The sequence below is a fragment of the Jiangella sp. DSM 45060 genome (genome assembly GCF_900105175.1).
Classification (GTDB): Bacteria; Actinomycetota; Actinomycetes; order Jiangellales; family Jiangellaceae; genus Jiangella.
Map to the genome: position 1 here is coordinate 2,934,088 of NZ_LT629771.1, position 26,654 is coordinate 2,960,741.

The window sequence follows — 26,654 nt, forward strand, 5'->3', positions numbered from 1 at the left end:
TTACCGTCGAGGCATGGACCTCGACGCCTCGTTCCTTCCCTCATCGTGCACCCTGCCCACGGCCGACCGCCCGCTGCGGCTGGCCGAGTTCGCCGACCTGTTCGCCCGCTCCGCGAGCGGCCCGGTGCGGGTCTCGCCGTCCCGCCTGCGGCTCACCCTGGACGACGACCCCACCCTGCTCGCGACCGCCCGTGACCTCGCCGGACGCGAGTCGGCCTGCTGCTCGTTCTTCACCTTCGACTTCGGCGACGGCGGCGCGCTGACGGTCGACGTGCCGCCGGCGCAGGCGATGGTGCTGGACGGCCTGGAGCGGCTGGCCCGATGACGCTGCGCAGCGGCGACCTGGCCGCGGCGGCCGGCGTCAACCCGCAGACGTTGCGCTACTACGAGCGCCGCGGGCTGCTCGCGGCGCCGGAGCGCACCCTCGGCGGCCACCGCACGTACCCGGACGGCGCCGTCACCACCGTCCGCGTCATCAAGGCGGCGCAGCGGCTCGGCTTCACGCTGGACGAGATCGCCGAACTGGCCGACACCGGCCGCGGCCATGCCCGTTCCGACGCCGACCTGCGCGAGCGCGCCACGGCGAAGATCGCCGAGATCGAGGGCCGCATCGCCGACCTCGTCGCCATCCGCGACACGCTGAAAGCCGCCGTCGACGCCGGCTGCCACGACCTGCGCGACTGCGCCGGCAGCCCGGACTGCCCGATCCCGTTCACCGGCCTGGCCCACGACGTCTGACCCGCTTTGCAATGAGCACCTCTACGCATCACCTGGTGCCGATGCGTAGAGGTGCTCATTGCAAGGGCGCCGCCCCGGGCGCGGCGCCGCCCCGGGCGCGGCGCCGCCCCGGACCCCGCGCTGCCCCGGACGCCGCGCCGCCCGAGGCGCACGCACGGCTGGGTCAGTGCTCCCAGTCCCAGCTGCGGTTCATGTCACGGTCGCGCATGGCTCCTCCTCTCCTCGGCTCGACGGACGGCCGGGCCGGGGTGGTCCCGGCCGCGTAGCAGCGCCGCCCAGATCAGCACCGCGCCCAGCGAACCGGCGGCCGCGCACGCGGCGACGGCCACCGACGGCGGCAGCAGTTCGGCCAGCCCGCCGGCCAGCAGGACGCCGGTGCCCTGCGCCGACTGCAGGCCGGCCGACGCGAAGCCGATGGCGCGCCCGCGCACCTCGTCGGCCAGCTCCTCGGTGAACGCCACCTGCGCCAGCACCATGTAGGTCGCGAGCAGCCCGGACAGCGCCCACAGCGCCACCGTCACCGGCAGCGGCGGTCCGGCGACCGTCGCCACCAGCGGCAGCCCGGTCGCGACGGCCAGCGGCACCGTCAGACGGTCCCGCCACGCCCGCCGCACCCGGGTCACCAGGGCGGCGCCGACCACCGAGCCCACGACGTCGGCCGCCATCAGCGCTCCGACGGCGGCGGCGCCGGCGCCGATCTGCTCCGCGTACGGCGCCGCGAGCGCCTCCGGCGCCAGGAAGAGGCCGAACAGCCAGATCAGCGACACCAGCCCGAGCAGCCGCCGGTCACCGACCACCAGACGCACGCCGGCCAGCGCGAACCCGGACGGCCGCCGCGCGGGGTCCCCGCCGGGCCGGTGCGGCCGCAGCCCCCACCGCAGCAGCACCGCCGACAGCAGGAACGTGACGGCGTTGGCGGCCAGCGCGACGTGCGGCCCGCCGGCCCACACCACCACCAGGCCGCCGACGGTGAAACCGGCGATCTGGGCCAGCCCGTCGGTCGCCGTCATGATGCCCATCCCGACGGCGAACCGGTCGCCGGTCAGCACGGCCGGCAGGGTCGCGGTCCGGCCGGCGGCGAACAGCGGCTGCAGGCACGTCATCGCCACCACGAGCGCCGCGAGCAGCGGCAGCGGCATCCCGGGGATCGCCATCAGCCCGGCGAACGCCGCCCGCGCGACGTCGACGGCGACCATCACCGTCCGGCGCGGGTACCGGTCCGCCAACCCGGCCAGCAACGGCGCCGTGAACAGCGGCGGCAGCAGCGTGAGCGCGTAGATCAGCGCCGTCAGCCCGGCAGATGCGGTCCTCTCGTACACCAGCAGCGCCAGCGCCACCCGGGCCAGCTGGTCGCCGACGCGCGACTGGGTCTGGGCCAGCCAGAGCACGCGGAACTCGGCGACGCCGAACACCTCGCGCCAGCCGGCCATCGGTCCCTCCGCGCCGGCACCGCACCGGCTCGGGACCGACGGTAGGAGCGGGCTGCTTCAGTCCGTCTTCACCGTGTCTTCACGGCAGGCCGACGGCGGTGTCCTGCGGCACCGGCGCGAGCAGCGGGCCGATCCGGCGGCCGCGGACGATCTCCGGGCGGATCCGCAGCCCGTGCTCGTCGGCCGTGGCCCGCCCGATCGTGACGACGCACCAGCCGGTGCGGCCGGTCTCGTCGTACCCGTCGGCCTGGAACGCGACCACGCCGAGGCGGTCGACCGGCGGCAGCGCCGTGGCCGGGCCCAGCCCGACGATCACGTCGTCGCCGTCGAGGTGGAAGCGGACCGGCTCGATGGCCGGCAGCGCGCCCTCGGTGAAGACCAGACGGCCGATCGGGGCGCCGGCGAGCAGCGCGTAACAGGTGCGCCGGTCCAGCGGGTCCGGTCCGGCCGGGGTCGAGGGAGGCACGCGCCCCACATTTGTCCGTGCCGGCCCGCGCCGGAAGGGACGAAGGTCCCATGACGACCCCTGCTGGCTGGGGTAGCGTCGTGATCGTGAGCACCGACCGTGTCGTCCGCGTCTTCCTGCTCGACGACCACGAGGTGGTCCGGCGCGGGGTGTCCGCCCTGCTCGAGACCGAGCCCGACATCGAGGTCGTCGGCGAGGCCGGCACCGCCGAACAGGCCATGGCCCGCATCCCCGCCCTCGAACCCGACGTCGCCATCCTCGACGTCCGCCTCCCCGACGGCGACGGCGTCACCGTCTGCCGCGAGATGCGCTCGCGCCTCCCCCACCTGCAGTGCCTCATGTTCACCTCGTTCGCCGACGACGACGCCCTGTTCGACGCCGTCATGGCCGGCGCCGCCGGGTACGTCCTCAAGCAGGTGCACGGCACCGACCTCATCGGGGCGGTCCGCGCGCTGGCCGAGGGCAAGTCGCTGCTCGACCCCGAGAGCACCGCCCGCATGCTGGCCCGCCTGCGCGACCGTGCCACCCGCGCCGACCCGCTGGCCGCGCTCACCGACCAGGAGCGGCGCATCCTCGACCTCATCGGCGAGGGCCTCACCAACCGCCAGATCGGCGAGCGCATGTTCCTCGCCGAGAAGACCATCAAGAACTACGTCTCCAACCTGCTGGCCAAGCTCGACATGAACCGCCGCACCCAGGCCGCGGCGCTGTCGGCGCAGCTCAAGGCCGAGGCGAAAGACCATCCGAGCAGCTGACGCCGCCGCTAGGGTCGTCGCATGAGCTCCGATCCGACGACCATGCCGGCCGACGTGGAGCGCGGGCTCTCGACGGCGGAGGTGGCGGCGCGCATCGCCGCCGGCCGCACCAACGACGTCCCCGCGCGGGCCAGCCGGGGCACCTGGGAGATCATCCGCGGCAACGTCTTCACCCGCATCAACGCGATCCTCCTGGTCCTGTTCCTCATCGTGCTCGGCACCGGCTCGCTGCTCGACGGCCTGTTCGGCGGCATGATCGTCGCGAACAGCGTCGTGGGCATGATCCAGGAGCTGCGGGCCAAGCGCACCCTCGACCGTCTGACCATCGTCGGGCAGGCCCGCCCGCGGGTGCGCCGCGACGGCGCCGCCGTCGAGCTGGCCCCGAACGAGGTGGTCGCCGACGACGTCATCGAGATGGGCGCCGGCGACCAGGTCGTCGTCGACGGCGAGGTCGTGGCGGCCGACGCGCTCGAGGTCGACGAGTCGCTGCTGACCGGCGAGTCCGACCCGGTCGTCAAGCACACCGGCGATCCGGTGATGTCGGGCAGCTTCGTGGTGGCCGGCAACGGCGCCTACCGCGCCACGAAGGTGGGCCGCGAGGCGTACGCTGCCCGGCTGTCCGAGGAGGCCAGCCGGTTCACGCTGGTCAACTCCGACCTGCGCAACGGCGTCAACACCATCCTGCGGTTCATCACCTACCTGCTGATCCCGGCCGGCGCGCTGTCCATCTACAACCAGCTCTCCGGCGACCAGGACCTCCCCGACGCGCTGCGCGGCATGGTCGCGGCGCTGGTGCCGATGGTGCCCGAGGGCCTGGTGCTCATGCTGTCCATCGCGTTCGCGGTCGGCGTGGTCCGGCTGGGCCGGCGGCAGTGCCTGGTCAACGAGCTGCCGGCGATCGAAGGGCTGGCCCGGGTCGACGTCGTGTGCGCCGACAAGACCGGCACGCTGACGGAGAACGCCATGCGGCTGGCCGAGATCCGCGACCTCGACGGCGACCCCGGCGGCACCCGCACGGCGCTGGGCGCGCTGGCCGCCGCCGACCCCCGTCCCAACGCCAGCCTGCAGGCCATCGCCGAGGCGCACCCCGACGACCCCGGCTGGCGGGTCACCGGGGTGGCGCCGTTCTCGTCGGCGCGCAAGTGGAGCGGCGCCGGCTTCGACGGCCACGGCGACTGGGTGCTCGGCGCGCCCGACGTGCTGCTGCCGGCCGGCGACGCCGTCCGCGACGACGCCGAGCGGACCGCCGCGCAGGGACTACGGGTGCTGCTGCTCGGTCGCTCCGACCGGCCGGTCGACGACGGCGGCGCGCCCGGCGCCGTCACCCCGGCGGCGCTGCTGGTGCTGGACCAGAAGGTCCGTCCCGACGCCAAGGACACACTGGCCTACTTCGCCGAGCAGAACGTCACCGTCAAGGTGATCTCCGGCGACAACGCGGCCTCCGTGGGCGCCGTCGCCGGGTCGCTCGGGCTGCCCGGCGCCACGCACACCGTCGACGCCCGCACGCTGCCCGAAGAACGCGACGCGCTCGCCGACGTGCTCGACGACAACGCCGTCTTCGGCCGCGTCTCCCCCGACCAGAAGCGGGCCATGGTCGGTGCACTGCAGTCGCGCGGGCACACCGTCGCGATGACCGGCGACGGCGTCAACGACGTGCTCGCGCTCAAGGACGCCGACATCGGCGTCGCGATGGGCGCCGGCAGCCCGGCCACCCGGTCGGTCGCGCAGATCGTGCTGCTCGACAACAAGTTCGCCACGCTGCCGCACGTCGTGGCCGAGGGCCGCCGCGTCATCGGCAACATCGAGCGGGTCGCCACGCTGTTCCTCACCAAGACGGTGTACTCCGTGCTGCTGGCGTTCATGGTGGGCGTGCCCGGGCTGGTCGGGTTCGACCCGCTGCCGTACCCGTTCTTCCCGCGCCACGTCACCATCACCGGCTGGTTCACCATCGGCCTGCCCGCGTTCGTGCTGTCGCTGGCGCCGAACGCCGAGCGGGCCCGGCCGGGCTTCGTCGCCCGGGTCATGCGCACGTCGGTGCCGGCCGGCATCGTCATCGGGGTGGCCTGTTTCGTCGCGTACCTGCTCACCTACCAGGGCGCCGACGCCACCGAGGCCGAGCGCACGCAGTCGACCACCACGGCGCTGATCACGCTGACGATCATCGCGCTCTGGGTGCTGGCCATCGTCGCCCGGCCGTACGCGCCGTGGAAGATCGCGCTGGTCGTCGTCATGGCGGCGTCGTCGGCGCTGATGTTCGTGCTGCCGTTCACCCAGGACCTATTCCTGCTCGACCCCAGCAACACCGGGTACACCGTCATCGGGCTGATCTGCGCGGCCGCCGGCGTCGTGCTGGTCGAGCTGGTGTGGGCGTGGAACGGGCGGCGGGGTCAGGCCGACGCCGACGGCTGAGCGCCGCCGGCCGGGACGTCCCAGCACACCACGGTGCCGCCGTCGGGGGCGGGCCCGGCGGTGAACGTCCCGCCCAGACGGGCGGCCCGCTCGGCCAGGTTGGCCAGTCCGCTGCGGTGCGGCACCTCCGGCAGCCCGACGCCGTTGTCGGTGACGGTGACCCGGACGCGGCCGCCGGACAGCTCGACGACGGCGCCGGCGCGGCTCGCCTTGGCGTGGCGGACGATGTTCGACAGCGACTCCTGCAGCACCGGCACCAGCTGCTCGGCGATCTCGTCGGAGACGGCGTTGTCGAGCTCGCCGATCAGCTGCAGGCCGGGCGCGAACCCGAGCTGCTCCCCCGCCGACTGGACGACGGCGACCAGCCGGCCGCGCAGGGTGTCGGTGACGTCGTCCTTGGACGACTGCAGGGCGAAGATGGTCGAGCGGATCTGCCGGATCGTGGCGTCGAGGTCGTCGACGGTGCGCTCCACCCGCGCAGCGACATCGGGACGGTCGATCAGCCGGGCCGCCGCGGTGAGGCTCATCGCGCTGGCGAACAGCCGCTGGACGACGACGTCGTGCAGGTCGCGGGCGATGCGCTCGCGGTCGTCGACCAGCCCGTGCCGTTCGGCGTCCTTGCGCGCGTCGGCCAGTTCCAGCCCGACGGCGGCCTGGCTGGCGAAGGCCTGCAGCATGCGCACCGCCGGTCCGGCGAACGGGTGCTCGCCGCGCTGCCGCGCCAGCACCAGCACGCCGCGGACCTGCGGCTCGGCGCCCAGCGGCACCAGCACCGCGGGGCCGGCCGGCAATCGGTCCAGCAGCGGGGCCGGCTCGACGCCGCGGCGGATCTCGGCGACGACGCGCGGCTCGCCGGAACGCAGCACCGCCTCGGACAGCGTCCCCTCGGCGGAGAACCGCAGCCCGTTCAGCGCGTCGGCGCCGTCGCCGTCGGCCGTCAGCACCCGCATCAGCCCGGCGGCGTCGTCGTCGGGCGCGATGACCGCCGCGGTGTGCGACGACGACATCGTCCGCGCGTGCGACGCGATCAGCCTCAGCGCGTCGTCGACCGAGCTGCCCGACAGCAGCGCCTGGGTGACCTCGGCGGACGCGTCGAGCCAGGTCTCGCGGCGGCGGCTGGCGTCGTAGAGACGGGCGTTCTCGATGGCGATGCCCGCGGCCGTGGCCAGCGCCGTCACGATGGTCTCGTCCTGCTCGTCGAAGTCGCGGCCGCCGTTCTTCTCCGTCAGGTACAGGTTGCCGAACACGGCGTCGCGGACCCGGATGGGCACGCCGAGGAAGCTGTGCATCGGCGGGTGCCCCTCCGGGAACCCGTACGATTCCGGGTGCCCGGAGATCTCGTCCAGCCGCAGCGAGCGCGGCTCCTTGATCAGCAGGCCGAGCAGGCCGCGGCCGTGCGGCCAGTGCGCGATGTGGGCGATCTCGTCCTCGGACAGGCCGACCGGGATGAACTGCGCCAGCTGGCCGTCGTCGCCGATGACGCCGAGCGCGCCGTAGCGGCAGTCGACGAGGTCGGTCGCGACCTCGACGATGCGCCGCAGGACGCTCTCGAGGTCCAGCTCGCGTCCGATCGACACGACCGCTTCGAGCAGCGAGTGCACACCGTCGCGCGCCGCGACGACCGCCTGGAGCCGCGCCTGCACCTCGGTCATCAGCCGATCGAGCGGCACCTTCGGGAGCAGTTGCTCGGACTCGTACACTCTCTCGACCCCCTACCGCCCGCGCCAAGTTTCCCATCGAGCAGCGGCGATGTCGAGGATGCCCAGGCCGAGGGTCCCGGCGTGGCGAGGACCTTGGTCCCATCGGAGTCCGACCTTCGCCCGGTCGCGCTCGCCGTCGCTGTGCGGTGCACTGGTGTGGGGCGGATCACATTAGCCGCACCCGCGGGGGATGGCTCGGGGCCGGTATCGGGGGTTGCCGGCCCCGAGTCAACATCCGGTGCTGTCGGTGCCGGCTGCCAGACTGGCCCGGTGCTGGAATTCACCTTCGACGCCGGCCTGTGGGCGTACGGCGGCGAGATGTCGTGGGTGTTCGTCACCGTGCCGCCTGACGTCTCGGCCGAGATCCGCGCCGTACCCCGCCCGCCCCGGCCCGGCTTCGGGTCCGTGAAGGTCGGCGTGCGGCTCGGCGGCTCCTCCTGGTCCACGTCGATCTTCCCCGACTCCACCAGCGGCTGCTACGTGCTGCCGGTGAAGAAGGTGGTCCGTACCGCCGAGGGCGTCGACGACGGCGACGCCGTCACCGTCGAGCTGACCGTCCGCGACTAGGACCGCCCGGGCGTCAGGCGGTCCAGACGGCGATCAGCCCGACCTGCACGGCGAGCACCACGACGATGGCCAGCCACTGCCGTCCGACCGGCCAGTGCCGGGCGACCGTCGCCACCAGGAGCACGGCGCCGCCCACACCGCCGATGACGCCGGTGACGGCCGGACCGGCCGAGCCCGACAGCAGCCCGCCCACCGCGACCAGCAGCGCCAGCGTCGCCGTCCCGATGATCAGGGAGTCGCGCACGAACCCCTCGGCCAGCGAGGCGAGCGCGGCGGGGATGGCGCCGCGGCGGCGCGGCGGCGTCCGGGACGGCTCGGGGACTTCCTCGGCGGGCTGGTCACCGGACATATCGGTCACTCTACGGAGTGTCCGGCGGGATCACCCCCGGTGGGTGATGCCGCTGCCGCCGCCGCGCCGCAAAAGTGGACAACCGGGGACCTCCCCGCGTCAGCTCGCAGGAGGAGTCATGACCGATTTCCGCACCTCGCCGACCGAGACGCCCAGGTCGGAGCCGTCCGGCTGGGCGACCGGCGGCGTCATCTTCGCGGCCACGATGATGGTCCTCATCGGCGTCTTCCAGGCGCTCGAGGGCCTGGCGGCGATCATCGACGACGAGTTCTTCGTCGTCCTGCCCAATTACACGTTCGACCTCGACACCACCGCGTGGGGCTGGGTACACCTGATCCTCGGCATCGTCATCGCCCTGGCCGGGTTCTTCCTGTTCACCGGCAGTGCCGTGGCCGGCGGGGTGGCGATCGGGCTCGCCGGACTGAGCGCGATCGCCAACTTCTTCTTCATCCCGTACTACCCGTTCTGGTCGCTGCTGATCATCGCGATCGACATCTTCGTGATCTGGGCGATCGCGAGGTCCGGCGTCCTCAGCTCCCGTTAGCGCTCAGCGCAGCAGGACCGGCCGGTAGCAGCCGAACTCGGCCTGCCAGCCCTCGACCTCGGTGTCGCCGGAGACGACGAGATCGCGGCCGCCGGGCAGCACGCCGTCGTCGACGATGCTGCTCAGGCCGGTCCAGGCGGCGGGGTCGTCGTGGCCGTGGATCTCGGACTGGACCGGCCAGTCCGGCACCCCGGCGAGCGCGGTCGTGGCGGCATCCGCCGCGGCCGCGTCGCCGGCGTCGGTGGCGCGGATCCACGCGCCGATCCAGGCGCACCGGGCCTCGGCTTCGACGGTGTACGCCAGCGCGTGCCGGGTGGTCACGCCGCCGGACGGGGTGACCCGCAGGCCGTCCGGCAGCGCGGCCCCGCCGAGCATCGCGTCGGCCGTCGCGACGATGTCCTCGGACCGGATGATGTCGCCGGGCAGCGCGGACAGCCAGGTCCCGGCGTCCACCTGCGTCACCGCGTCGAGCAGGTCCGCGAACTCGGCGTCGTCCATCGGCGAGCGCCAGGTCATCAGCTCCACGAAGGCGTCGTCCTGCTGCCAGACGGCGGCCCGGTCGCCGTCGCCGTACGAGAACACGGTCGCCCGGTGGCCGGCGACGACCGCCTCGGTGACGGCGTCGGCCGCGCCCTCGCGGCTGGCGATCGCGGCCGGCACGTCGGCCGACGTGCTCCACGACAGGTGCACCTCGCCGGCGCCGTCGGTGAACCACATGGTCCCGTCGCCGGGATCGAGCTCGTCGGCGCTCCCGACGCGCCAGTCGGGCGCGTCGATGAGCAGCCGCGGCGTCTGGTCGGCCAGCGCGATCGCCTCGCTCGCCCACACCACCGGGTCGTCGCCCTGCGTGCTGACCAGGGCGGTGACGCCGACGGCGGCGGCCGCGGCGACGGCGCCCAGCGTGGCCAGGCGGCGGACCCGGCGGGGCCGGCGAGCCGGCGTCCGTGCGGGCGCGCGGCCGGCCGGGAGCACCGGCTCCGGCACGGCCAGGATCCGCGTCATCAGGTCCGCCTCGGCGGCGCTGCCGGTCAGCGTGACGATCTCCTCGTCGCTGTGCTGCGCGGCCCGGCGGACCAGCGCGGTCATGGGGTCGGTCACGATTCCTCCTGGTCGTCGTGGGGGTGCGGCGCGGTCCAGCCGAGCGCCTCGAGCTCGGCGCGCAGCCGCCCGCGGGCCCGTTGCAGCCGGCTGCGCAGCGTCGACGGCGGCACCGCCAGCACCGCGGCCGCCTCGGCCGGCGCCAGGCCCTCCCAGCTGGTCAGCTCGATGACCTCGCGGTCGGCCGGCTCGAGCCGTCGCAGCGCGGCCCGGACGAGCTCGGCCTGCGGGTCGTCGCCCGGCCGGCCGGTGCGGGCCTGGGTGGCGAGGTGGTCGCGCAGCCGTGCGGCCAGCGCGTCGCGGCGGCGGTCGCCGCGGTGGTGGTTGGCGAGGACCCGCCGGGCGACGCCGTACAGCCAGAGCCTGGCTTCGTCACCGGCCGGGACGTCGTCGATGCGCCGCCAGGCGACCACGAACGTCTCGGCGATGACGTCGGCCGCGTCGGCGGCGACCTCCACCCGGCGCAGCGCGTACGCGAGCACCGTCGAGGAATGGGCGGTGAACAGGGCCTCGAACCGCTGGCGGCGCGAGGTCAGGTGATAGTCGGCCGGGTCGGGCGCTCGGGTGGTGGCCGGCACGGTCTCCCTCTCTACGCGGAACGTTGACGTAGAGGGATGTCCGGTGCGGCCCGCGGCGTCCCAGCCGGGGCGCGGCTCACACGTCCGCGACGCAGCGGAAGCCGATGTTCCCGGCCGAGCTGTCGGGGGTGTTGGAGCTGCGCGCGTCGACGCGGTAGCGGAAGCAGTAGCTCTCGTGGCACAGGTAGGAGCCGCCGCGCATCGCCTTGGCGCCGGCCCGGGCGGGGTCGCTCTGGTCGAACCAGTTCGCGCACCACTCCCACACGTTGCCCGTCATGTTGTGCAGGCCGTAGCCGTTGGGCGCGAACGCGTCGGCGGGCGCGGTGCCGACGTAGCCGTCGGCCGCGGTGTTCTTGGCCGGGAAGGTGCCCTGCCAGACGTTCATGCGGTGCTCGCCGCCGGGCTCGCGCTCCTGGCCCCATGGGTACCGGTTCTGCACGAGGCCGCCGCGGGCCGCGTACTCCCACTGCTCTTCGGTGGGCAGCCGCTTGCCCGCCCAGCGGGCGTAGGCGCGGGCGTCGCGCCAGGTGACGTGCACGACGGGGTGGTCGAGGCGGTCGTCGAGCTTCGACGCCGGGCCCTCCGGGTGCCGCCAGTCGGCGCCGTACACCTCACGCCACCACGGCGCCGCCGCCACACCGCGGGTCGGCGGGTGGTCGTCGGGCAGCAGGCCGGCGAAGACGAACGACGTGCCGAACCGCTCGGCCAGCGTGATCCAGCCGGTGGCCTCGACGAACTCCGCGAACTGCGCGTTCGTCACCGTGGTGACGTCGACCCGGAACGGGGCCACCGTGACCTCGCGCACCGGGCCCTCGCCGTCGGCCGGGTAGCCGTCGCCGGCGTCGGTGCCCATGAGGAACGTGCCGCCGGGCAGCGTCGCCATGGCGCCGCCGGCGGGCCGCGCGGCCGCTGGCGGCGCCGTCACAGACGGCACCGCCAGCAGTTGATGCGTCTCGCGACCGGCCGCGCAACACGGCGCCGGGTCACTCGGCGAAGGCATCGCGGAGTTTCTCCTCCTGCTCCGTCGTCAGGTTGGACTGGACCAGCTCCGGCTTCATGCCGGACTCCTCGAACGCCTGCAGGACCTTGTCCTGCACGGCGCCGCTGGTGAGGACGAACAGTGCGGACGTCCCAGGTGTGACCTTATCGCGGGTCTGCCGGATGAAGTCGTCGTCGATGCCGACGTCGCTCAGCGACCCGCCGATCGCGCCCGCGGCCGCGCCGACCGCGGCGCCCAGCAGCGGCACGAAGAACAGCAGGCCGAACAGCAGCCCCCAGAACGCGCCGCCGAGCGCGCCGATCCTGGTCATGCTGGACAGCTGCCGGGTCTTCGGCTTCTTCTTGTCCCGCTCCCACGACACCGTGGCGGCGTCGTGGACCTGGATCAGCTCCTGCTTCTGCAACGACTCCAGCAGCGTGACCGCGCGGTCGGCGGCGCTGGGGTCCTCGAACTTCCAGACGGTGAATGTGGCCATGGTGCGGTTCTCCTCACTCTGTACGGGATCTAGTCGCGGGCCAAGGCGGCCTGCAGCTGCCGCTCGAGGTCCAGGTAACGGTCGTCGGCCACGTTGACCTCGACCTTCACGATGCGGCCGCCGCTGAAGGCGAACCGCGGCGGGTACTGCCGGGTCACGGCGTCGCCGCCGTCGTAGCCGACGCACAGGCCCTCGCCGCAGAGCGAGAAGTGCCCGGTCTGGGTGCGCAGCGCGCCCTCCGCCACCTGGGCCTCGTCGACGTAGAGCCGCGCGGTGCCGTGCGACTCGCCGTGCTCCCCCGTCTTCTCCTTGGCGAACTCGACGCCGACGACGTGCCGGCCGCCGGACAGCGGCCCGGACACCAGCTCCTGCTCGGGCGCGAGGCCGAGGAAGTTGTAGACGTAGTGCAGCCGGCCGTCCTGGACGAACAGGGAGTGGCCGCCGAACCGGGAGCCCTGCGCCATGATCACGCCCTGCGCCGACGGCGACAGCTCCACCTCGGCGAGGATCTTGTACGACACGCCGTGGACGTTCGCGGCCGCGTGCTCGGCGATCCCGGCCGTGCCCGGGTAGTACGTGTACGTCCCGCTGGGCGGCACCGGCATCTGGAACTCGTACTTGAGGTAGTCGAGCACCCCGAGGTCGTTGAGCGGGAGCACGTCGTACTTGCCGGCCTCCTCGAACCACAGGTCGACCAGCTCGCGCAGCCGCTCCGGCTGCTCGGCGGCGAGGTCGTGCGCCTCGGCGCGGTCGGCGTCGGTGTGGAACAGCTGCCACCGGTCCTGGTCGAAGTGCCCGATGCCGGCCGGCACCGGGCCGTGCACCGCGACGGCCTTCCAGCCGTCGTGCCAGATCCCCCGGGTGCCGAGCATCTCGTAGTACTGCGTGCGCCGGTTCGTCGGCACCTCGCCGTCGTCGAAGCTGTAGCGCATCGACTCCCCCGGCAGCGGGGTCTGCTCGTAGCCGAGCACCGTCCCGGGCATCTCGACGCCGCAGCAGTCGAGGATCGTCGGCACGATGTCGATGGCGTGGTGGTACTGGTCGCGCACCTCGCCACGCGCCTTGATGCCCTTCGGCCACGAGATCACCAGCGGGTCGCAGACGCCGCCCTGGTACGAGTACCGCTTGAACATGCGGTACGGCGTCGAGAACGCCATCGCCCAGCCGGTCGGATAGTGGTTGTAGGTGTCCGGGCTGCCCAGCCGGTCGATCATCGGCAGGTTGTCCTCGACGCTGTCGGGCCAGCCGTTGAAGAACTTGTTCTCGTTCACCGAGCCGTTCGGGCTGCCCTCCCCCGACGCGCCGTTGTCGGCGCAGTAGAAGACCAGCGTGTTGTCCAGCTGCCCGGACTCCTCCAGGTACTCGATCAGCCGGCCGACCTCGTGATCGGTGTACTCGGAGAAGCCGGCATACACCTCGGCCATCCGCGCGAACAGCCGCTTCTCGTCCGCGCTGAGCGAGTCCCACGGGCGGACGGCGTCGCCCGGGCTGGTGGTGCCCTCCGGCATCGGGTTCATCGGGCTCAGCTCGGTGTTCTCGGGCAGGATCCCGCGCGCCTTCATCCGCGGCAGCACCCACTCGCGGTAGGCCTCGTAGCCGTCGTCGAAGGCGCCCCGGTACTTGTCGATCCACTCCTGCGGCGCGTGGTGCGGAGCGTGGTTGGCGCCCGGGCAGAAGAACAGGTACCAGGGCTTGTCCGGCTCGGTCTGCTTGCTGTCGCGGACGAACGAGATCGCCTTGTCCGTCAGGTCCCTGGACAAGTGATAGCCGTCCTCGGGAAGGTACGGCTGGTCGGTGTAGTGGTTGTCCTCGGCGAGATCCGGGTACCACTGGTTGGTCTCGCCGCCGATGAAGCCGTAGAACCGGTCGAAGCCGCGGCGGATCGGCCAGTTGCGCCGCGACGAGCCCATCGAGAACTCGTCCACCGGGACGTTGTGGTTCTTGCCGACCCAGAACGTGTTCCAGCCGGCGTCGCTGAGCACCTGCGCGACGAACGCGTTCTCCATCGGGATGTGCGTGTGGTTACCGGGGAACCCGGTGGCCGTCTCCGCAATGGTGGCGAATGCGTTCTGGTGGTGGTTGCGGCCGGTCAGCAGGCACGAGCGGGTCGGTCCGCACAGCGCCGTCGTGTGCCACTGGCTGTAAGTGAGGCCGTCGGCGGCGAGGCGGTCCAGCGTCGGCATCGAGATCCGCCCGCCATACGGCGACCACGCCGCCTGCCCGGTGTCGTCGTAGAGGATGACCAGGACGTTCGGCGCGTCCGCCGGCGCCCGGCGAGCTACGAACGGCTCCCAGTCGGGCACGGAGTCACGGATGTCCAGGTTGATGACGCCGTTGAACCGCTTGGGCATGGGATCCCCCTCGTCGGTGTCGGGGTCGGTCGCCTCATCGTCGGGCGGCGCCGTCGCCGGTGACCTCACCTTCTCCGGGTGAGGTCGCCGCGACCGCGGCGTCGACGGTCGGATACAGCCGGTCGACCACCCGCGCGGCGCCGGCCCGCCGCAGCACGTCGCGCACCTGGCCGACGTCGCCGACGGCGAGCAGCCGGACGCCGCGGGCGGCCAGCTCCGTCTCGGTGTCGCGGAGCATCCCGGCCGCGGTGACGTCGACGGACGGCACGGTGGCGGCGTCGAGCACCAGCGCGCGGACGCCGTCGGCGGCGGCCAGCTCCAGCAGCCGGTCCTGGACGGCGTCGGCGTTGGCGAAGTAGAGCGGGCTCTCCACCCGGACCACGACGACGCCGTCAACCGGGGAGCTCCCCGAATCCCGGGCGATGTCGACCCACTGTCCGGTTCCGCCCGCGACCCGGCCGAGCACCGCGACGTGCGGGTGCGCCGTCCGCGCCAGCAGCAGCACGACCGACAGGACGACGCCGATGAGCAGGCCGGGCAGGGTGTCGAAGAACAGGACGCCGAGCATGGCGCCGACGGCGCAGATGAAGTCGGCCCGGGCGGCGCGGCCGTAGATCGAGGCCAGCGCCGCGGTGTTGACCTCGTACAGCCGCCGCAGCCCGCCGACGTCGACCAGCTCGATCACCGCCGCGATGACGACGGCGGCCAGCGCCGGCTCCGGCAGCTCGGCGAACAGCGGCGTCAGGATCAGCAGCGTCAGCACGGTCAGCGCGGCGACCGTCCAGCCGGACACCTGTGACCGCGCCCCCGCGCCGCCGTTGACCGCCGTCTTCGACAGGCTGCCGTTGACCACCATGCCGTTGAAGAGGCCGGAGCCGAGGTTGGCCGCGCCCAGCCCGGCCAGCTCGCGGTTCGCGTCGATCCGGTAGCCGTCGCGGCGGGCGTAGGTCTTCGCCGCGCCGAGCCCCTCGGCGAAGCCGACCAGCATGACGCCGGCCGCGCCGGACAGCAGCAACGGGATGTCCGACGCCGCGTCGAGATCGGGCACGCTCGGCGCCGGCAGCCCCGCGTCGATGTGCCCGACGACGGAGACGCCGCGGTCCTCCAGGTCGAGCAGGACCGCCAGCACGATCCCGAGCACCACCGCCGCCAGCGACCCCGGCACCAGCGGGGCCGTCCGGCGCAGGACCAGGACCAGCGCGAGGCAGGCCAGCCCGACCAGCGCCGACCAGCCATTGGTCTCACCGAGCGCGGCGACGACGGCCCACAGCTTCTGGAAGAAGTTGCCCTCGCCGCCCTCGATGCCGAACAGCTTCGGCAGCTGCCCCACGATGATCACCAGCGCCATGCCGACGATGAAGCCCTTCAGCACCGGCTCGGAGACGAAGTTGGCGAGGAACCCCAGCCGCAGCAGCCCGGCCAGCACCGCCACCGTGCCGACCGCGATCGCCAGGCCGGCCGTATAAGCGGGGAACTCCCCGGATCCGTTCGACACGATCCCGCCGACCACCCCCGCCGACAACGCGGCCGTCGCCGACATCGGCCCGACCACCAGGTGCCGCGAGCTGCCCAGCAGCGGGTAGAGCAGCAGCGCCGGGATCGCCGCGTACAGCCCGATCACCGGCGAGACGCCCGCGATCGACGCGTATGCCAGGGACTCCGGGATCAGCACCGCCCACACCGTCAGCCCGGCCACCAGGTCGCGGCGCAGCCACGATCGCCGGTAGCCGCGCAGCGACCCCAACAACCACGCCGGCATGCCGCCCATCGTCGGCCGGCACCGGCGGCCGGGTCCTCACCCCGTCCGGGTGACGCCGCCCGCGCCCGCCATCACCGCTCGCTGCGCCCGGCCCCACCGCCCCTCCCAGGCCACTGGCCGTGCCACCACACCACGGCCCCACCGCCGCTACCCGCCGCGACGCCGCCGTCACGCCACCGCACCCAGGGCTGCCCTCGCACCGGACCTGGCCACCACTCCCGCCGCCCACGCCCGGCATCACCCGCGCCGCTCCGCCGCCGCTTGCAGGCAACTCGCCGCGCCACCACCGCCCGCCACCCACGGCCTCGCACCGCACCGGGCTGCCACGCCCGGCATCACCCGCGCCGCTGCACGCCACCGCCCGCCACGCGTCACTACCCGCTGCGCCGCCACCGTCACCGCCACCCACGGCCTCGCACCGCACCGGGCTGCCACGCCCGCCGCCCACGCCCGCCGCCCACGCCCGGCATCACCCGCGCCCGCCGCCCACGCCCGGCATCACCCGCGCCTCGCCCCGCCGCCGCTACACGCCACGGGTCACCACCCGCCGCGCTGCCACCCACGGCCGCGCGCTGGACCGGGGCGCCACGCCCGCCGCCCACGCCCGGCATCGCCAGCCCCGCGCCACGCCACCCCGCGCCACCCCGCGCCACCCCGCTCCACGCCACCCCGCCGCTCCACGCCACCCCGCTCCACGCCACCCCGCCGCTCCACGCCACCACGCGCCACGCCACCCCGCCGCTCCACGCCACCCCGCTCCACGCCACCCCGCCGCTCCACGCCACCACGCTCCACGCCCCCCCGCCGCTCCACGCCACCACGCGCCACGCCGCCCGCTCCGTCCCGCCCCGTCCCGCCACCGCCGCGCCGCTCCCCGTCTCCCCCTCTCCTTCCTTCCCGGGCGCCGGACCTTCACCCCGTTCGGGTGACGCCCCACCTCACCGCCCGCCGCCACCATGAACGCGACGCGAACGGGTGGAGGCGGCATGGGCGAGGCGATCGGTGCGGTCCTGCCGCTCGGCGTGGGCGTAGCGCTCAGCCCGTTGCCGATCGTCGCCGTCGTGCTGATGCTGGGCAGTGAGCGCGGCCGGGTGACCGGGCCGGCGTTCCTGGTCGGCTGGCTGCTCGGACTGGCGGTCGCCGGCACCGTCGTGCTGCTGGTCGCGGCGGCCGCCGGACCGGCCGACGACGGCGAGCCGGCGACGTGGGTGGGCTGGCTGAAGCTGGTCCTCGGCATCCTCGTCCTGCTCCTGGCCGTGCGCACCTGGACGCAGCGGCCCTGCGACGACGCCGAGCCGGACCTGCCCGGCTGGATGACGGCGCTGGACTCGTGGTCCGCGGGCAAGTCGCTGGGGCTGGGCGCGCTGCTGTCCGCCGTCAACCCGAAGAACCTCATGCTCACGGTCGCGGCCGCCGCGGCGATCGCGCAGACCGGCATCGACGCCGGCGAGCAGGCCGTCGCGCTGGCGGTGTTCGTGCTGATCGGGGCGCTCGGGCCGGGGCTGCCGGTGCTGCTCGCGTTCGCGCTCGGCGAGCGCGCGGACCGGATGCTGGCCGACCTCAAGACCTGGCTGGCCCGGCACAACGCGGCCGTCATGACGGTCGTGTTGCTGGTGATCGGCGCGAAACTGATCGGCGACGGCATCGCCGGGCTGTCCGGGTGAACCGCTCCGACGTCGTCGCGGGCGTCGTGGCCGGCGCCGTCGTCATCCCGCAGGCCATGGGGTACGCGGGCGTCGCCGGGCTGCCGGTGCAGGTCGGGCTGTACACGTGCATCGTGCCGATGGCGGCGTACGCGCTGCTCGGCGGCGCCCGCCGGCTCAGCATGAGCACGACGTCGACGATCGTGGCGCTGGCCGGGCTGGCGCTGGCCGCCGCGGGCACGCCGGACGACCCGGACGAGGCGATGGCCGCCGTCAGCACGCTGACACTCCTCACCGGCCTGGCGCTGCTGCTGTTCTGGCTGCTCCGGGTCGGCTGGGTGGTCGACTCGATCTCCGACACCGTCGTCAGCGGCCTGAAGATCGGCGTCGGGCTGACCATCATCGTCGACCAGCTGCCGCACCTGCTCGGCATCGACGCCGGGCCGGACGGGTTCCTGCGCGGCGTCGGCCACGCGGTGACCCACCTCGGCGACGCCAACCGCGCCACCGTCGTCCTCTCGACGCTGACGCTGGCCGGGCTGTGGGCAGTGCACCGGTGGGCGCCCCGGGTGCCCGGCCCGCTGCTCGCCGTCGCGGGCGGCATCGCGGCGACGGCGTGGGCCGGCCTGACCGACCGGGGCGTCGAGCTGATCCCGCCGGTGCCCAGCGGGCTACCCGTCCCGGCCCTCCCGCCGCTGGCCGACGCGTGGACGATGCTGCCGTACGCGCTGGCCATCGCGCTGATGGCGTTCATGGAGACGACCGCCGTCGGCCGCAGCACCCGGGAGCCGCAGGACCCGCCGATCGTCACCGGCCGCGAGCTGCTGGCGAACGGGACGGCCGCGATCGCCGGGTCGTTCGTCGCGACGGCGCCGCCGGCCGGCGGGTTCTCGCAGACGATGGTCAACGTCGAGGCGGGAGCGCGCACCCAGCTCAGCTCGCTGGTGACGGCCGTGGTCGCGGTGGCGACGGCGCTGTTCCTGGCGCCGGTGCTCAGCGACCTGCCGGAGGCAACGCTGGCCGCTGTCGTCGTGGTCGCGGTGACCGGCCTGCTGGACGTCAGCGAGTTGCGCCGGATCGGCCGCATCGACCGCGCCGAACTGGTCGTCGCGCTGATCACGGGCGGGATCGCGCTGGTGACGAACCTGCTGGTGGGTGTCGTCGCGGGCGTGTTCTGCACCTACTACCTGGTGCTGCGCCGGCTGAACCACCCGGTGCTGACCGAGCGGCAGCCGGTGCCCGGGCTGCTGGTGGTCCGGATCGAGGGCGCGCTGTACACGATGAACGTGCGCACCGTGCAGGCCGAGCTGCTGCGCCGGGCGGCGGAGGACCCGCGGCCGCGGGTGTTGCTGCTGGACCTCGGCGCGACGCTGGACACGTCGGTCACCGTGCTGGACGCGTTCGTGGCGGCCGAGCAGCAGCTGGCGAAGAACGGGGTCGAGCTCTGGGTGGCCCGGGTTCCCGATGCGGCGCTGGCGAAGGCGCGGCGGACGGCGGCCTGGCCGGCCTGGCGCGACGGCGGCCGGGTGCACCCGACGGTGCGGGCCGCCGTCGACGCCTACGAGGGTCTGGCCGCCGAGGGCCCGGACGGCGCCGCCTGACCCGTCGCCAGCTCGAGCGCCGCCAGCAGCACGCCCGCGACCAGCAGGATCCCCAGCACCACGGCCGCGTTCGGGTAGTTCCAGAACACGAACACCAGCACCGCGACAGACAGGACGGCGATCTGGACCGGCCGCTTGTGCCGGCGCAGCCAGACGGCGGCCGCCGACTCGCGCCAGCCCCACCCGGTGCCGACGTCGCCCAGCCGCGCCACGCCCCGCCGCACCGCGACCGCCTGCGGCGACGGTCCCGTCAGCCACGCGACCAGCGCCACGGCCAGCCCGGCCGCGAGCACCATCCGCAGCGTCGTCCGCAGCAGCGACACCACCTGGTCGAACAGCGCGCCCGCCGCGGCGTCGTCCACCTCCGGCGGGAGCGCGCCCAGGTACACCGGACGGGCGATCGTCAGCGCCGCGCCGAGCACCAGCATCGCCGCCGCGAGCCCGATCCCGGCGCCGATCAGCGCGCGCCGCCGGCCGCGGGCCACCAGCACACCGGCCGCGATGAACGCGAGCGCGATGACCGGCAGCCACGTGCCCAGGCGGTCGATCAGCCGGAACCCGGCCTGCGCCTTCTCGACCTCGTCGGACTGGAACAGCGTCAGCGTCATGTCCGTCGACGGAATGGCCGACGCCCGCGAGAACCCCGCGTCGACCAGCCGCTGCTTCGCGTCCTCGATGACCGGCGCCAGCTGGATGCTGACGGTGTTGCCCTCGACCTGGACGGCGCCGCTCTCGTTCCCGGTGAGCGCCGTGACCAGGGCCTGGTGGGCGGCCCGGTTGGCCTGCGTCCACGCGTCGGCGAACCGATCGCTGGCGACGACCGTGCCGACCTGGTCGCGCACCCACCCCTGCACGGCGCCGTCGATCGGCCCGGCCAGATCGTTCAGCGTCGACGTCAGCCGCGGCCGGGCCCCCTGCGACGCCAGCAGGTCCGACGCCTCCTGCACCACCCCCGGCACGTCGATCTCCTCCATGAGCCGGTTGGTGACGCGGTTGGTGACGGCCCGCTCGATGTCCGGGTCCCGCGCCAGCGGGCCGACGGTCTCGACGTAGCGGTCGGTGTCGGTGACGACGGAGTCGACCCACACGGCGGCGGTCGCGGGGATCGCCAGCACGCAGCCGATGAGGATCAGGACGGGTGCGAGCCAGGCGCGCCACCGCCCGCCGGGCGTGGTCGCTCCGGCGGGCTGGGCCGGCAAGGCGGGTCCCACCGGCGCCCCGCCGGCCACGGTGCCCGCGCCTGCGGTGGCCGTGCGCAACTGTGCCACCTCGGCGCGCAGCCGCTCGAGCTCCGCCCGCTCCTCGGCGCCGAGCCCGCCCTCCCCTGTGCCGGAGGGCTCCGCGCCGGACGGTGTCGCCGCGGGTGTTCCGCCGGTCGCCGCGGTCGCGGCCTCCTCGCCCTGCGGCGTGCGACCGGCCCGCCTCCGACGTGCCCGGCGCGCGGCGGCCGAGGACGGGGTCGAGGAGAGGGTCACGGCGTCCTCGGCGGTGTAGGCATCGGTGCCACCGTCATCGGCGGTCGGACGGTCCGCGCCCTGGCCGCTGCTGCCCGTGTCGCCGCCGCCCATGTCGCCGCCGCCCGTGTCCCTGCCGCCCGTGTCCCTGCCGCCCGTGTCCCTGGTGCCGAGGGCATCGGCCGCCGGACGGTCACCGGCCGCCTGGGCGCCGTCGCCAGCCGCCCCGCTTTCGGACGCCGCTGCGCCGGTGGTCGCGCTGTCGTCGGACGAGTCCCGGGCGCCCGCGCCCGAGCCGCCGGCCCCCGTGCTGCTCGACGCCGGTTGGCCTGGGGTCGCGGCGGTGTCGCCACCGGCCCCCGTGCCCTCAGACGTCGGTGGGCCGGTGCGCTGGTCGTCGTCGGGATCGCCGGTGGGCGGGGTCCGCGGCTGGTCGGACATGGCGGGCGCCCGTCAGTCCGCGCCGCCCCGGGCCGCGACCAGCCGACGGCCGGTCCGGGCGGTCCGGCTCCGCGGGCCGCGCTGGGCGGGCACCACCAGCGCGCTCGCCGCAGCCGGTTCCGGCTCCGCCACCGTCGCCGGCTCCGATGCCGCCGGCTCCGCCAGCCCAGCCGACCCGGCGAACCCGGCCGCCCCGGCCGACCCAGCCGGCCGGCCCGGCAGCGCCTCGCTATCTCCCCCGGCACCCGGCGCCGGCCGCCGGGCGGTGGCGTGCGTCACCACGTTCCGAATCACTTGCGGAGTCCCGTCCAGGACCGCGGCGCTGGTCACAGCACCCAGCAATCCGGGCCGGTCGAATCGTCCGGTCATGAGTTCCCCCTCAACACGTCGTCGGCCGCTTCCGACGGAATCAAGACGTGCAGCGCGACCTGGCCGCCGGAATCGCGGACGGCTTCGGAGACGCGGCGCACCCAAGTGTTCTCGTAGGCGATGAGCACCGCCGAATGTCCCGGCGGCAGCGCGTCGGCGACGACGGCGATGTCCTCGTCGTTCACCAGTTCGCCCTCGGCGATCTCCACCCCGCCGAAGCCGAACGCGTCGGCGCCCTCGGCGAACTCGACGACCCGGAGGTCGCCGTTCGCCTCGCGCGCCGCGAATACGATGTCCAAGAGCGTGACGTCCCCCATGTCGACGACGCCGCGCAGCGCCTCGACGGCGAGCGGGTCGACCCGCTCGCCGGGGAAGGTCAGGATCAATACTTCAACCGGCCTGAACCTCATCGCAGCCCTCGTCTGCGCGTGGCCATACTCCACCCCGTTCCCCCGCCCACCCATACCCTGCCCAGCCGTGATCGTTTCCACCTCACCCGCCCGGGGTGAGGCCCCTACAACAGCCCCAACTCCCTCGCTCGGTCGACGGCCTGACGGCGGCTGCCGACGTCGAACTTGCGGTAGATCGCCTTGAGATGGGTCTTGACGGTGTTGACGCTCAGCACGTGCGCCCCGGCGATCTCCTCCAGCGACAGCAGCGACGGCAGGTCGCGCAGCAGCTCCAGCTCGCGCGCCGTCAGCGCCTCGCCGGACACCGTCGCCCGCTGGGTGTCGCCGTCGTCGTCGCCGAACAGGCCGACGGCGGTGCGGACGAACTCCTCGTACCGGCCGAACCTCCCCTCTCCGTGGATGAGCAGCGCCCGGACCTTCCCGGACGCCGCGACGAACTCCCGGAACATCCGCCGCGGTTCGGCGAGGTCCAGAGCGTGCAGCAGCGCGTCGTGCGCGCGGGCCGGCTCGTCCAGCTCGGCGGCGAAGTGCGCCGACAGCAGCCAGCCGGTGATCTCGTTGCTGACGAGGTGACACGGCACCGTCCCGGCCAGAACGGGCTGCAACGCCGCCCGGGCCGCCGCCTTGCGCCCGTCCTGCGCATGCGCCAGCGCCCGCAGCACCAGCAGGTCGCCGGTGTCGTCGAGCAGCCGCTCGGCCCGCGTCAGCACCTCGGCGACCGCCGCCCGGTCCCCCGCCGCCAGCGCCAGCTGCAGCTCGGTGAGGCAGAAGTAGCCGGCGCCCACCGGTGGCAGCGCGGTGTCGTCGTACGGCCAGGCGCGGCGCAGCAGCCGGACCGCCTCGTGCCGGTTCGGCGTCTCGGCCGCGGCCAGGCAGGCCCGCAGCAGCCGGGCGGACAGCTCGATCTCGGGCTCGACGTCGGCGTCGATGGCGCCGGCGAGGGACAGGTAGCGACGGGTCTCGTCGTGGTCCAGCCGCTGGAACGCCACCCCGGCGGCGAGCAGGTAGACCGGCGTCATGCGCCCGGTGGCCGACCAGCCGCGCCGCCCGGCGAAGTCGATCGCCTCGGTGGTCCGCCGGGTGGTGGTCTCGGCGTCGCCCCGCGCGGCGGCGCCGACCGCGAGGTAGGAGAGGCACTCCAGTGCCAGCGCGTCGCGGCCGTCGCGGCGGGCCATGCGCAGCGCCTCGCGCAGGTCTTCCTCGGCCGCGTCGTACTCGCGGCACCAGATCCGGAGGACTCCCCGGTTGACCGCGGCGAGCAGCAGCAGATCCGGTTCGCCGGGCACCTGCTCCTCGCTCTGCCCGAGCAGCTGGGCCAGTTCCGGGCCGCGGTCGCCGCGCAGCCGCGCCTCGTACATGAGCGCGGTGGTGTGCAGCAGCCGCAGCCGCGCCGACCGGTGCTGGGACGGGTCGCGCCCGACGAGGTCGATGTGGCGGCGGGCCACCGGGAGCGCGCCGTCGTGCAGCGCCGCCAGCGCCGCGATCAGCGCCGTCGCCGGTTCGGTGACGAGGTCGTCGGGCAGCTGCCGCACCGTCGCCGACACCCGGGCGGCCTCGCCGGACAGCAGCAGCCGCAGCCCGTACCGGTCGACGAGATCGGCGGCGCGCGGCCAGTCGCCGCCCTCGGCGGCGTGGTCCATCGCCGGTCCGGGCAGCCCGTGGTCGAGGAACCACCGCGACGCCTCGACGTGGTGCTGGCGCTGCGCCACGACGTCGCGCCGGTTGCCCTCGGCCAGCAGGAAGCTGCGCAGCAGGCCGTGCACCCGGTAGGTCGTCGGCGCCCGGCCGACGCGCGCCACCAGCGCGTTGTCGCGGGCCAGCCGGGCCAGGACGGCGCCGGCGTCGGCCCGGCCGGACAGCCGGCTGGCGAGGTCGGCGGTGAGCGTCTCGGCCACCGCCGTAGCCAGCAGCAGGTCGACGGTCTCGTCGGAGAGCGCGTCGAGCACCTCCGCGACGAGGTAGTCGGCCAGCGGGCGCTCGTCGCCGGCGAACCCGGCGATGTACTTGGTGACGTCGTCCTGCGACGCCAGCGACAGCGCGGCCAGGCTGAGCCCGGCCGCCCAGCCCTCGGTCCGCTCCAGCAGCAGCGCGAGGTCGGGCTCGTCCAGCTCGAGGTGCCGGCGGCGCAGCAGCAGTCCGGCCTCGTCGCGGTCGAACGCGAGGTCGGCGGCGCGCACCTCCGTCGCCTGGCCGTCCAGGACCATGCGGGCCACCGGCAGCGGCGGGTCGAACCGGCTGCCCAGCATCAGCCGCAGCCCGGCTGGACGGTAGCGGATCAGCCCGGCGAGGCAGGCCAGCCCGCGCGGCGACGCGATGACGTGGACGTCGTCCAGCAGCACCCACAGCGGCTGCCGCAGCGCGTCGACGGCCTCGGCGAACGCCGTCAGGAAGCCCCGGTTGCCGGCGTCGCCGGGCGGAGTCAGCGCCGCCAGCCGGACCTCGGCAGCGGCGTCGACGCCGCGGACGGCCCGTCCGCAGGCGCGCAGCAGCCCGGACCACAGCACGTAGGGGTCGTCGTCGTGCTCGTCGAGGGCCAGCCAGGCGACCGGGACGCCGGCCGAGCGCTGCCGCTGCCACCATTGGGCCAGCAGCATGGTCTTGCCCGCACCGGCCGGTGCGGAGACCAGCGCGAGGACGCGTCCCTCCGCCTCCGCAACCCCCAGGCCGCGAAGCAGTCGGGTACGGGACACCACGCTGGCCGGCATCCGAGGAGCCCTCAGCTTCTGTTCCAGGATCCTCGCACGCCCCGCGTGAGGGGCAGCTACGACCACGATCATCACAGTAGCGGCGAATTGTCGATCTCGACCCCCGTTCGGGCCGGTCACCTCGGTTCGGTTTCGCCGCGGCCCGCACCACTCACCCCGTGCGGGTGAGCCGTACCGGCCCTCGTCCGGGCGATGGTGGGGTGTGTCCCGCTCCATAGCCTGGGGGCGCATCCACATGCGCTACGAGTTCCTCGTCACCGGCCGCGTCTCCGACACCGTCCGGGCGGCGTTCCCCGAGTTCGACGTCGCCGACGGCCCGGCCGGCGGCACGTCGATCTACGGTCCCGTCCGCGACCGGGCCGCGCTGCGGGGCGTTCTCGCCCGGCTGGACGCCCTGGGGCTGACGGTCGTGGAGATGCGCAAGCTGCCCGACTGAGCCCGAGGAGGCATGCCGTATGACCAGCGATCCGACCAGCCGGTCCGGACCACCTGTCGTCGACGCCAGACGTCTTTGGGCGGGTGGCGTCGCCACCGCCGTCATCGGCGCGCTCATCGCGGTCGTCGGGATCGTCCTGATCCGCGGCGTGTTCGACATCCCGATCCTGGCGCCGGAGGGCGAGGGCACCTGGGGCGACGCGAGCACCGGCTGGTACGCCGGCGGCGCGGCGCTGGCCGCGCTGGTCGCGACCGCGCTGGTGCATGTGCTGCTGCTGACGACGCCACAGCCGCTGCGGTTCTTCGCGTGGGTGGTGGGTCTCGCGACGGTGATCGGCGTGGTGGCGCCGTTCACGTCCGGCGCCGACCTCGACGCCGAGGTCGCGACCGCCGGGCTGAACCTGGTGCTCGGCATCGCGATCGGCACGCTGGTCTCGTCGGTGGCGCGCAGCGCGAGCCGCCCCGCGCCGCGTCGCCGTCCGGGACCACCGCCGGCTGACGGGACCTGGCCGGCCGCGCCCTGATCTCCGGTCGGTCAGGTGATCGCGCGCGCGTCGCCTCACCCGCCACGGGTGAGGCGGACGGCGCCGCGGCGGCGAAGGCTGGGCCGCATGGACACCGTGGACGTGGGGCCGGTCGACATCCTGATGCTGCGATTCCCGGGCAACCAGTTCAAGGGCGAGATCGTGCCGGCGATGCGCGACCTCGTCGTCGAGGGACTGGTGCGGATCGTCGACCTGATGTTCGTGTATCGCGACGCCGACGGAACCGTCGGCTCGATCGAGCTGGCCGGGCTCGGTCCGGACCTCCAACCCGCCTTCGCTGACCTGGACGGTCAGCTCGGCGGCGGACTGCTGGACGCCGAGGACGTGGCGGAGGTCGCGGAGGGTCTGCCGCCGGGCAACTCCGTCGCCGTCCTCGTCGTCGAGAACACCTGGGCGATTCCGTTCGTGAACGCGGTCCGCGCGGCCGGCGGCGAGGTCGCCGACCAGGCCCGCGTCCCCGCCGAGACCGCCGACCGCGCGCTGCGCGGGCTCGACATCGGCTGAGGGGGCGGACGCGATGGGACTGCTGCGCGGAATGGCCCGGACCGCGGTCGTGGCGGGCACGGCGACCGCGGTGTCGAACCGCGTGTCGCGCCGCCAGGCCGAACGCTGGCAGCAACAGGACTACGAGCAGCAGGCGCAGTACGAGCAGCAGGCTCGGGCCGCCTATGCTGCCCAGCCGCCGCCCGCACCGGCGCCCGCCGCGCCGGCCGCGCCCGCCGAGGACTCGCTGGCCGACCAGCTCTCCCGGCTCGCCGACCTCAAGGCGCAGGGCGTGCTCAGTGACGAGGAGTTCGCCGCGGCCAAGGCCCGGTTGCTGGGCGGGTGAGCC

26 protein-coding genes are annotated in these 26,654 nt (G+C 74.3%); 12 read left to right on the plus strand and 14 right to left on the minus strand.

The window, feature by feature from the left end; all coding sequences use genetic code 11:
* Positions 1 to 13: 13 nt before the first annotated feature.
* Together BLU82_RS13225 and BLU82_RS13230 are read left to right on the plus strand one after the other, a co-directional pair.
* Complete coding sequence (locus tag BLU82_RS13225) at positions 14 to 325, plus strand: hypothetical protein (protein WP_092620902.1); 312 nt, start codon at positions 14 to 16, stop codon at positions 323 to 325.
* Entirely contained in the window at positions 322 to 738 is a 417-nt protein-coding gene (locus tag BLU82_RS13230) for a MerR family DNA-binding protein (RefSeq protein WP_092620907.1), read from the plus strand. The genes BLU82_RS13225 and BLU82_RS13230 overlap by 4 nt, the downstream gene beginning before the upstream one ends.
* A 194-nt stretch (positions 739 to 932) precedes the next feature.
* Here the strand turns inward: BLU82_RS13230 and BLU82_RS13235 are convergent, their stop codons facing one another.
* Together BLU82_RS13235 and BLU82_RS13240 are read right to left on the minus strand one after the other, a co-directional pair.
* Positions 933 to 2,168: an MFS transporter gene (locus tag BLU82_RS13235; RefSeq protein ID WP_092620910.1), complete on the minus strand. Its 1,236-nt coding sequence runs from the start codon at positions 2,166 to 2,168 to the stop codon at positions 933 to 935.
* 79 nt (positions 2,169 to 2,247) lie between these two features.
* On the minus strand, positions 2,248 to 2,634 hold the full coding sequence (locus tag BLU82_RS13240; RefSeq protein ID WP_197682920.1) for a pyridoxamine 5'-phosphate oxidase family protein: 387 nt from the start codon (positions 2,632 to 2,634) through the stop codon (positions 2,248 to 2,250).
* Positions 2,635 to 2,720: 86 nt separating this feature from the next.
* Here BLU82_RS13240 and BLU82_RS13245 point away from each other — a divergent pair, with 86 nt between their 5' ends.
* Positions 2,721 to 3,389, plus strand: a complete 669-nt coding sequence (locus tag BLU82_RS13245) for a response regulator transcription factor (protein ID WP_231947787.1) — start codon at positions 2,721 to 2,723, stop codon at positions 3,387 to 3,389.
* 21 nt (positions 3,390 to 3,410) lie between these two features.
* Positions 3,411 to 5,798 (plus strand): HAD-IC family P-type ATPase, encoded by a 2,388-nt coding sequence (locus tag BLU82_RS13250; protein WP_092620916.1) that lies wholly within the window; start codon positions 3,411 to 3,413, stop codon positions 5,796 to 5,798.
* On the opposite strand, the gene BLU82_RS13255 is transcribed toward BLU82_RS13250, so the two are convergent.
* Entirely contained in the window at positions 5,777 to 7,498 is a 1,722-nt protein-coding gene (locus tag BLU82_RS13255; RefSeq protein WP_197682921.1) for a GAF domain-containing sensor histidine kinase, read from the minus strand. The two genes, BLU82_RS13250 and BLU82_RS13255, sit on opposite strands and share 22 nt — an antisense overlap.
* A gap of 270 nt (positions 7,499 to 7,768) precedes the next feature.
* Between BLU82_RS13255 and BLU82_RS13260 the strand changes: the two genes are divergently transcribed.
* Positions 7,769 to 8,065 (plus strand): DUF1905 domain-containing protein, encoded by a 297-nt coding sequence (locus BLU82_RS13260; RefSeq protein WP_231947788.1) that lies wholly within the window; start codon positions 7,769 to 7,771, stop codon positions 8,063 to 8,065.
* 13 nt (positions 8,066 to 8,078) lie between these two features.
* Here the strand turns inward: BLU82_RS13260 and BLU82_RS13265 are convergent, their stop codons facing one another.
* Complete coding sequence (locus tag BLU82_RS13265) at positions 8,079 to 8,414, minus strand: hypothetical protein (RefSeq protein ID WP_092620919.1); 336 nt, start codon at positions 8,412 to 8,414, stop codon at positions 8,079 to 8,081.
* A 118-nt stretch (positions 8,415 to 8,532) separates the two neighbouring features.
* Between BLU82_RS13265 and BLU82_RS13270 the strand changes: the two genes are divergently transcribed.
* Positions 8,533 to 8,958 carry a hypothetical protein gene (locus tag BLU82_RS13270; RefSeq protein WP_197682922.1) on the plus strand — a complete coding sequence of 142 codons (426 nt, stop codon included), beginning with the start codon at positions 8,533 to 8,535 and terminating at the stop codon, positions 8,956 to 8,958.
* Positions 8,959 to 8,961: 3 nt separating this feature from the next.
* On the opposite strand, the gene BLU82_RS13275 is transcribed toward BLU82_RS13270, so the two are convergent.
* The 6 genes from BLU82_RS13275 to BLU82_RS13300 form a co-directional block, all read right to left on the minus strand.
* Positions 8,962 to 10,056, minus strand: a complete 1,095-nt coding sequence (locus BLU82_RS13275) for a hypothetical protein (RefSeq protein WP_092620922.1) — start codon at positions 10,054 to 10,056, stop codon at positions 8,962 to 8,964.
* Positions 10,053 to 10,634 carry an RNA polymerase sigma factor gene (locus tag BLU82_RS13280; protein ID WP_197682923.1) on the minus strand — a complete coding sequence of 194 codons (582 nt, stop codon included), beginning with the start codon at positions 10,632 to 10,634 and terminating at the stop codon, positions 10,053 to 10,055. Before BLU82_RS13280 ends, BLU82_RS13275 begins: the two co-directional genes overlap by 4 nt.
* A 76-nt stretch (positions 10,635 to 10,710) precedes the next feature.
* Positions 10,711 to 11,634 carry a formylglycine-generating enzyme family protein gene (locus BLU82_RS13285; RefSeq protein WP_092620925.1) on the minus strand — a complete coding sequence of 308 codons (924 nt, stop codon included), beginning with the start codon at positions 11,632 to 11,634 and terminating at the stop codon, positions 10,711 to 10,713.
* Complete coding sequence (locus tag BLU82_RS13290) at positions 11,618 to 12,109, minus strand: DUF1269 domain-containing protein (protein WP_092620928.1); 492 nt, start codon at positions 12,107 to 12,109, stop codon at positions 11,618 to 11,620. The genes BLU82_RS13285 and BLU82_RS13290 overlap by 17 nt, the downstream gene beginning before the upstream one ends.
* Positions 12,110 to 12,138: 29 nt before the next feature.
* Positions 12,139 to 14,460: an arylsulfatase gene (locus tag BLU82_RS13295; protein ID WP_092625787.1), complete on the minus strand. Its 2,322-nt coding sequence runs from the start codon at positions 14,458 to 14,460 to the stop codon at positions 12,139 to 12,141.
* A 34-nt stretch (positions 14,461 to 14,494) separates the two neighbouring features.
* Positions 14,495 to 16,219 (minus strand): SulP family inorganic anion transporter, encoded by a 1,725-nt coding sequence (locus BLU82_RS13300; protein ID WP_172885594.1) that lies wholly within the window; start codon positions 16,217 to 16,219, stop codon positions 14,495 to 14,497.
* A 986-nt stretch (positions 16,220 to 17,205) separates the two neighbouring features.
* Here BLU82_RS13300 and BLU82_RS13305 point away from each other — a divergent pair.
* Both BLU82_RS13305 and BLU82_RS13310 read left to right on the plus strand, forming a co-directional pair.
* On the plus strand, positions 17,206 to 17,883 hold the full coding sequence (locus tag BLU82_RS13305) for a GAP family protein (RefSeq protein ID WP_092620934.1): 678 nt from the start codon (positions 17,206 to 17,208) through the stop codon (positions 17,881 to 17,883).
* Positions 17,880 to 19,463 (plus strand): SulP family inorganic anion transporter, encoded by a 1,584-nt coding sequence (locus tag BLU82_RS13310; RefSeq protein WP_172885595.1) that lies wholly within the window; start codon positions 17,880 to 17,882, stop codon positions 19,461 to 19,463. The genes BLU82_RS13305 and BLU82_RS13310 overlap by 4 nt, the downstream gene beginning before the upstream one ends.
* On the opposite strand, the gene BLU82_RS13315 is transcribed toward BLU82_RS13310, so the two are convergent.
* The 4 genes from BLU82_RS13315 to BLU82_RS13330 form a co-directional block, all read right to left on the minus strand.
* On the minus strand, positions 19,421 to 21,031 hold the full coding sequence (locus tag BLU82_RS13315; protein ID WP_157740884.1) for a hypothetical protein: 1,611 nt from the start codon (positions 21,029 to 21,031) through the stop codon (positions 19,421 to 19,423). The genes BLU82_RS13310 and BLU82_RS13315 overlap by 43 nt on opposite strands.
* 339 nt (positions 21,032 to 21,370) lie before the next feature.
* A complete protein-coding gene (locus tag BLU82_RS13320; protein WP_157740886.1) occupies positions 21,371 to 21,640 on the minus strand; it encodes a hypothetical protein in 270 nt (89 codons plus the stop codon).
* Positions 21,641 to 21,723: 83 nt separating this feature from the next.
* A complete protein-coding gene (locus tag BLU82_RS13325; RefSeq protein WP_157740888.1) occupies positions 21,724 to 22,137 on the minus strand; it encodes a DUF6325 family protein in 414 nt (137 codons plus the stop codon).
* 104 nt (positions 22,138 to 22,241) lie between these two features.
* Positions 22,242 to 24,827: a LuxR C-terminal-related transcriptional regulator gene (locus BLU82_RS13330; protein ID WP_157740890.1), complete on the minus strand. Its 2,586-nt coding sequence runs from the start codon at positions 24,825 to 24,827 to the stop codon at positions 22,242 to 22,244.
* A 250-nt stretch (positions 24,828 to 25,077) separates the two neighbouring features.
* On the opposite strand from BLU82_RS13330, the gene BLU82_RS13335 reads away from it, so the two are divergent.
* From BLU82_RS13335 to BLU82_RS13350, 4 genes are all read left to right on the plus strand, one after another.
* Positions 25,078 to 25,278: a hypothetical protein gene (locus tag BLU82_RS13335; RefSeq protein ID WP_069111851.1), complete on the plus strand. Its 201-nt coding sequence runs from the start codon at positions 25,078 to 25,080 to the stop codon at positions 25,276 to 25,278.
* A 19-nt stretch (positions 25,279 to 25,297) separates the two neighbouring features.
* Complete coding sequence (locus BLU82_RS13340) at positions 25,298 to 25,801, plus strand: DUF6069 family protein (RefSeq protein WP_092620952.1); 504 nt, start codon at positions 25,298 to 25,300, stop codon at positions 25,799 to 25,801.
* A gap of 87 nt (positions 25,802 to 25,888) precedes the next feature.
* Positions 25,889 to 26,326 (plus strand): DUF6325 family protein, encoded by a 438-nt coding sequence (locus BLU82_RS13345; RefSeq protein ID WP_197682925.1) that lies wholly within the window; start codon positions 25,889 to 25,891, stop codon positions 26,324 to 26,326.
* Positions 26,327 to 26,339: 13 nt separating this feature from the next.
* Complete coding sequence (locus tag BLU82_RS13350) at positions 26,340 to 26,651, plus strand: SHOCT domain-containing protein (RefSeq protein WP_092620955.1); 312 nt, start codon at positions 26,340 to 26,342, stop codon at positions 26,649 to 26,651.
* Positions 26,652 to 26,654 lie beyond the last annotated feature (3 nt).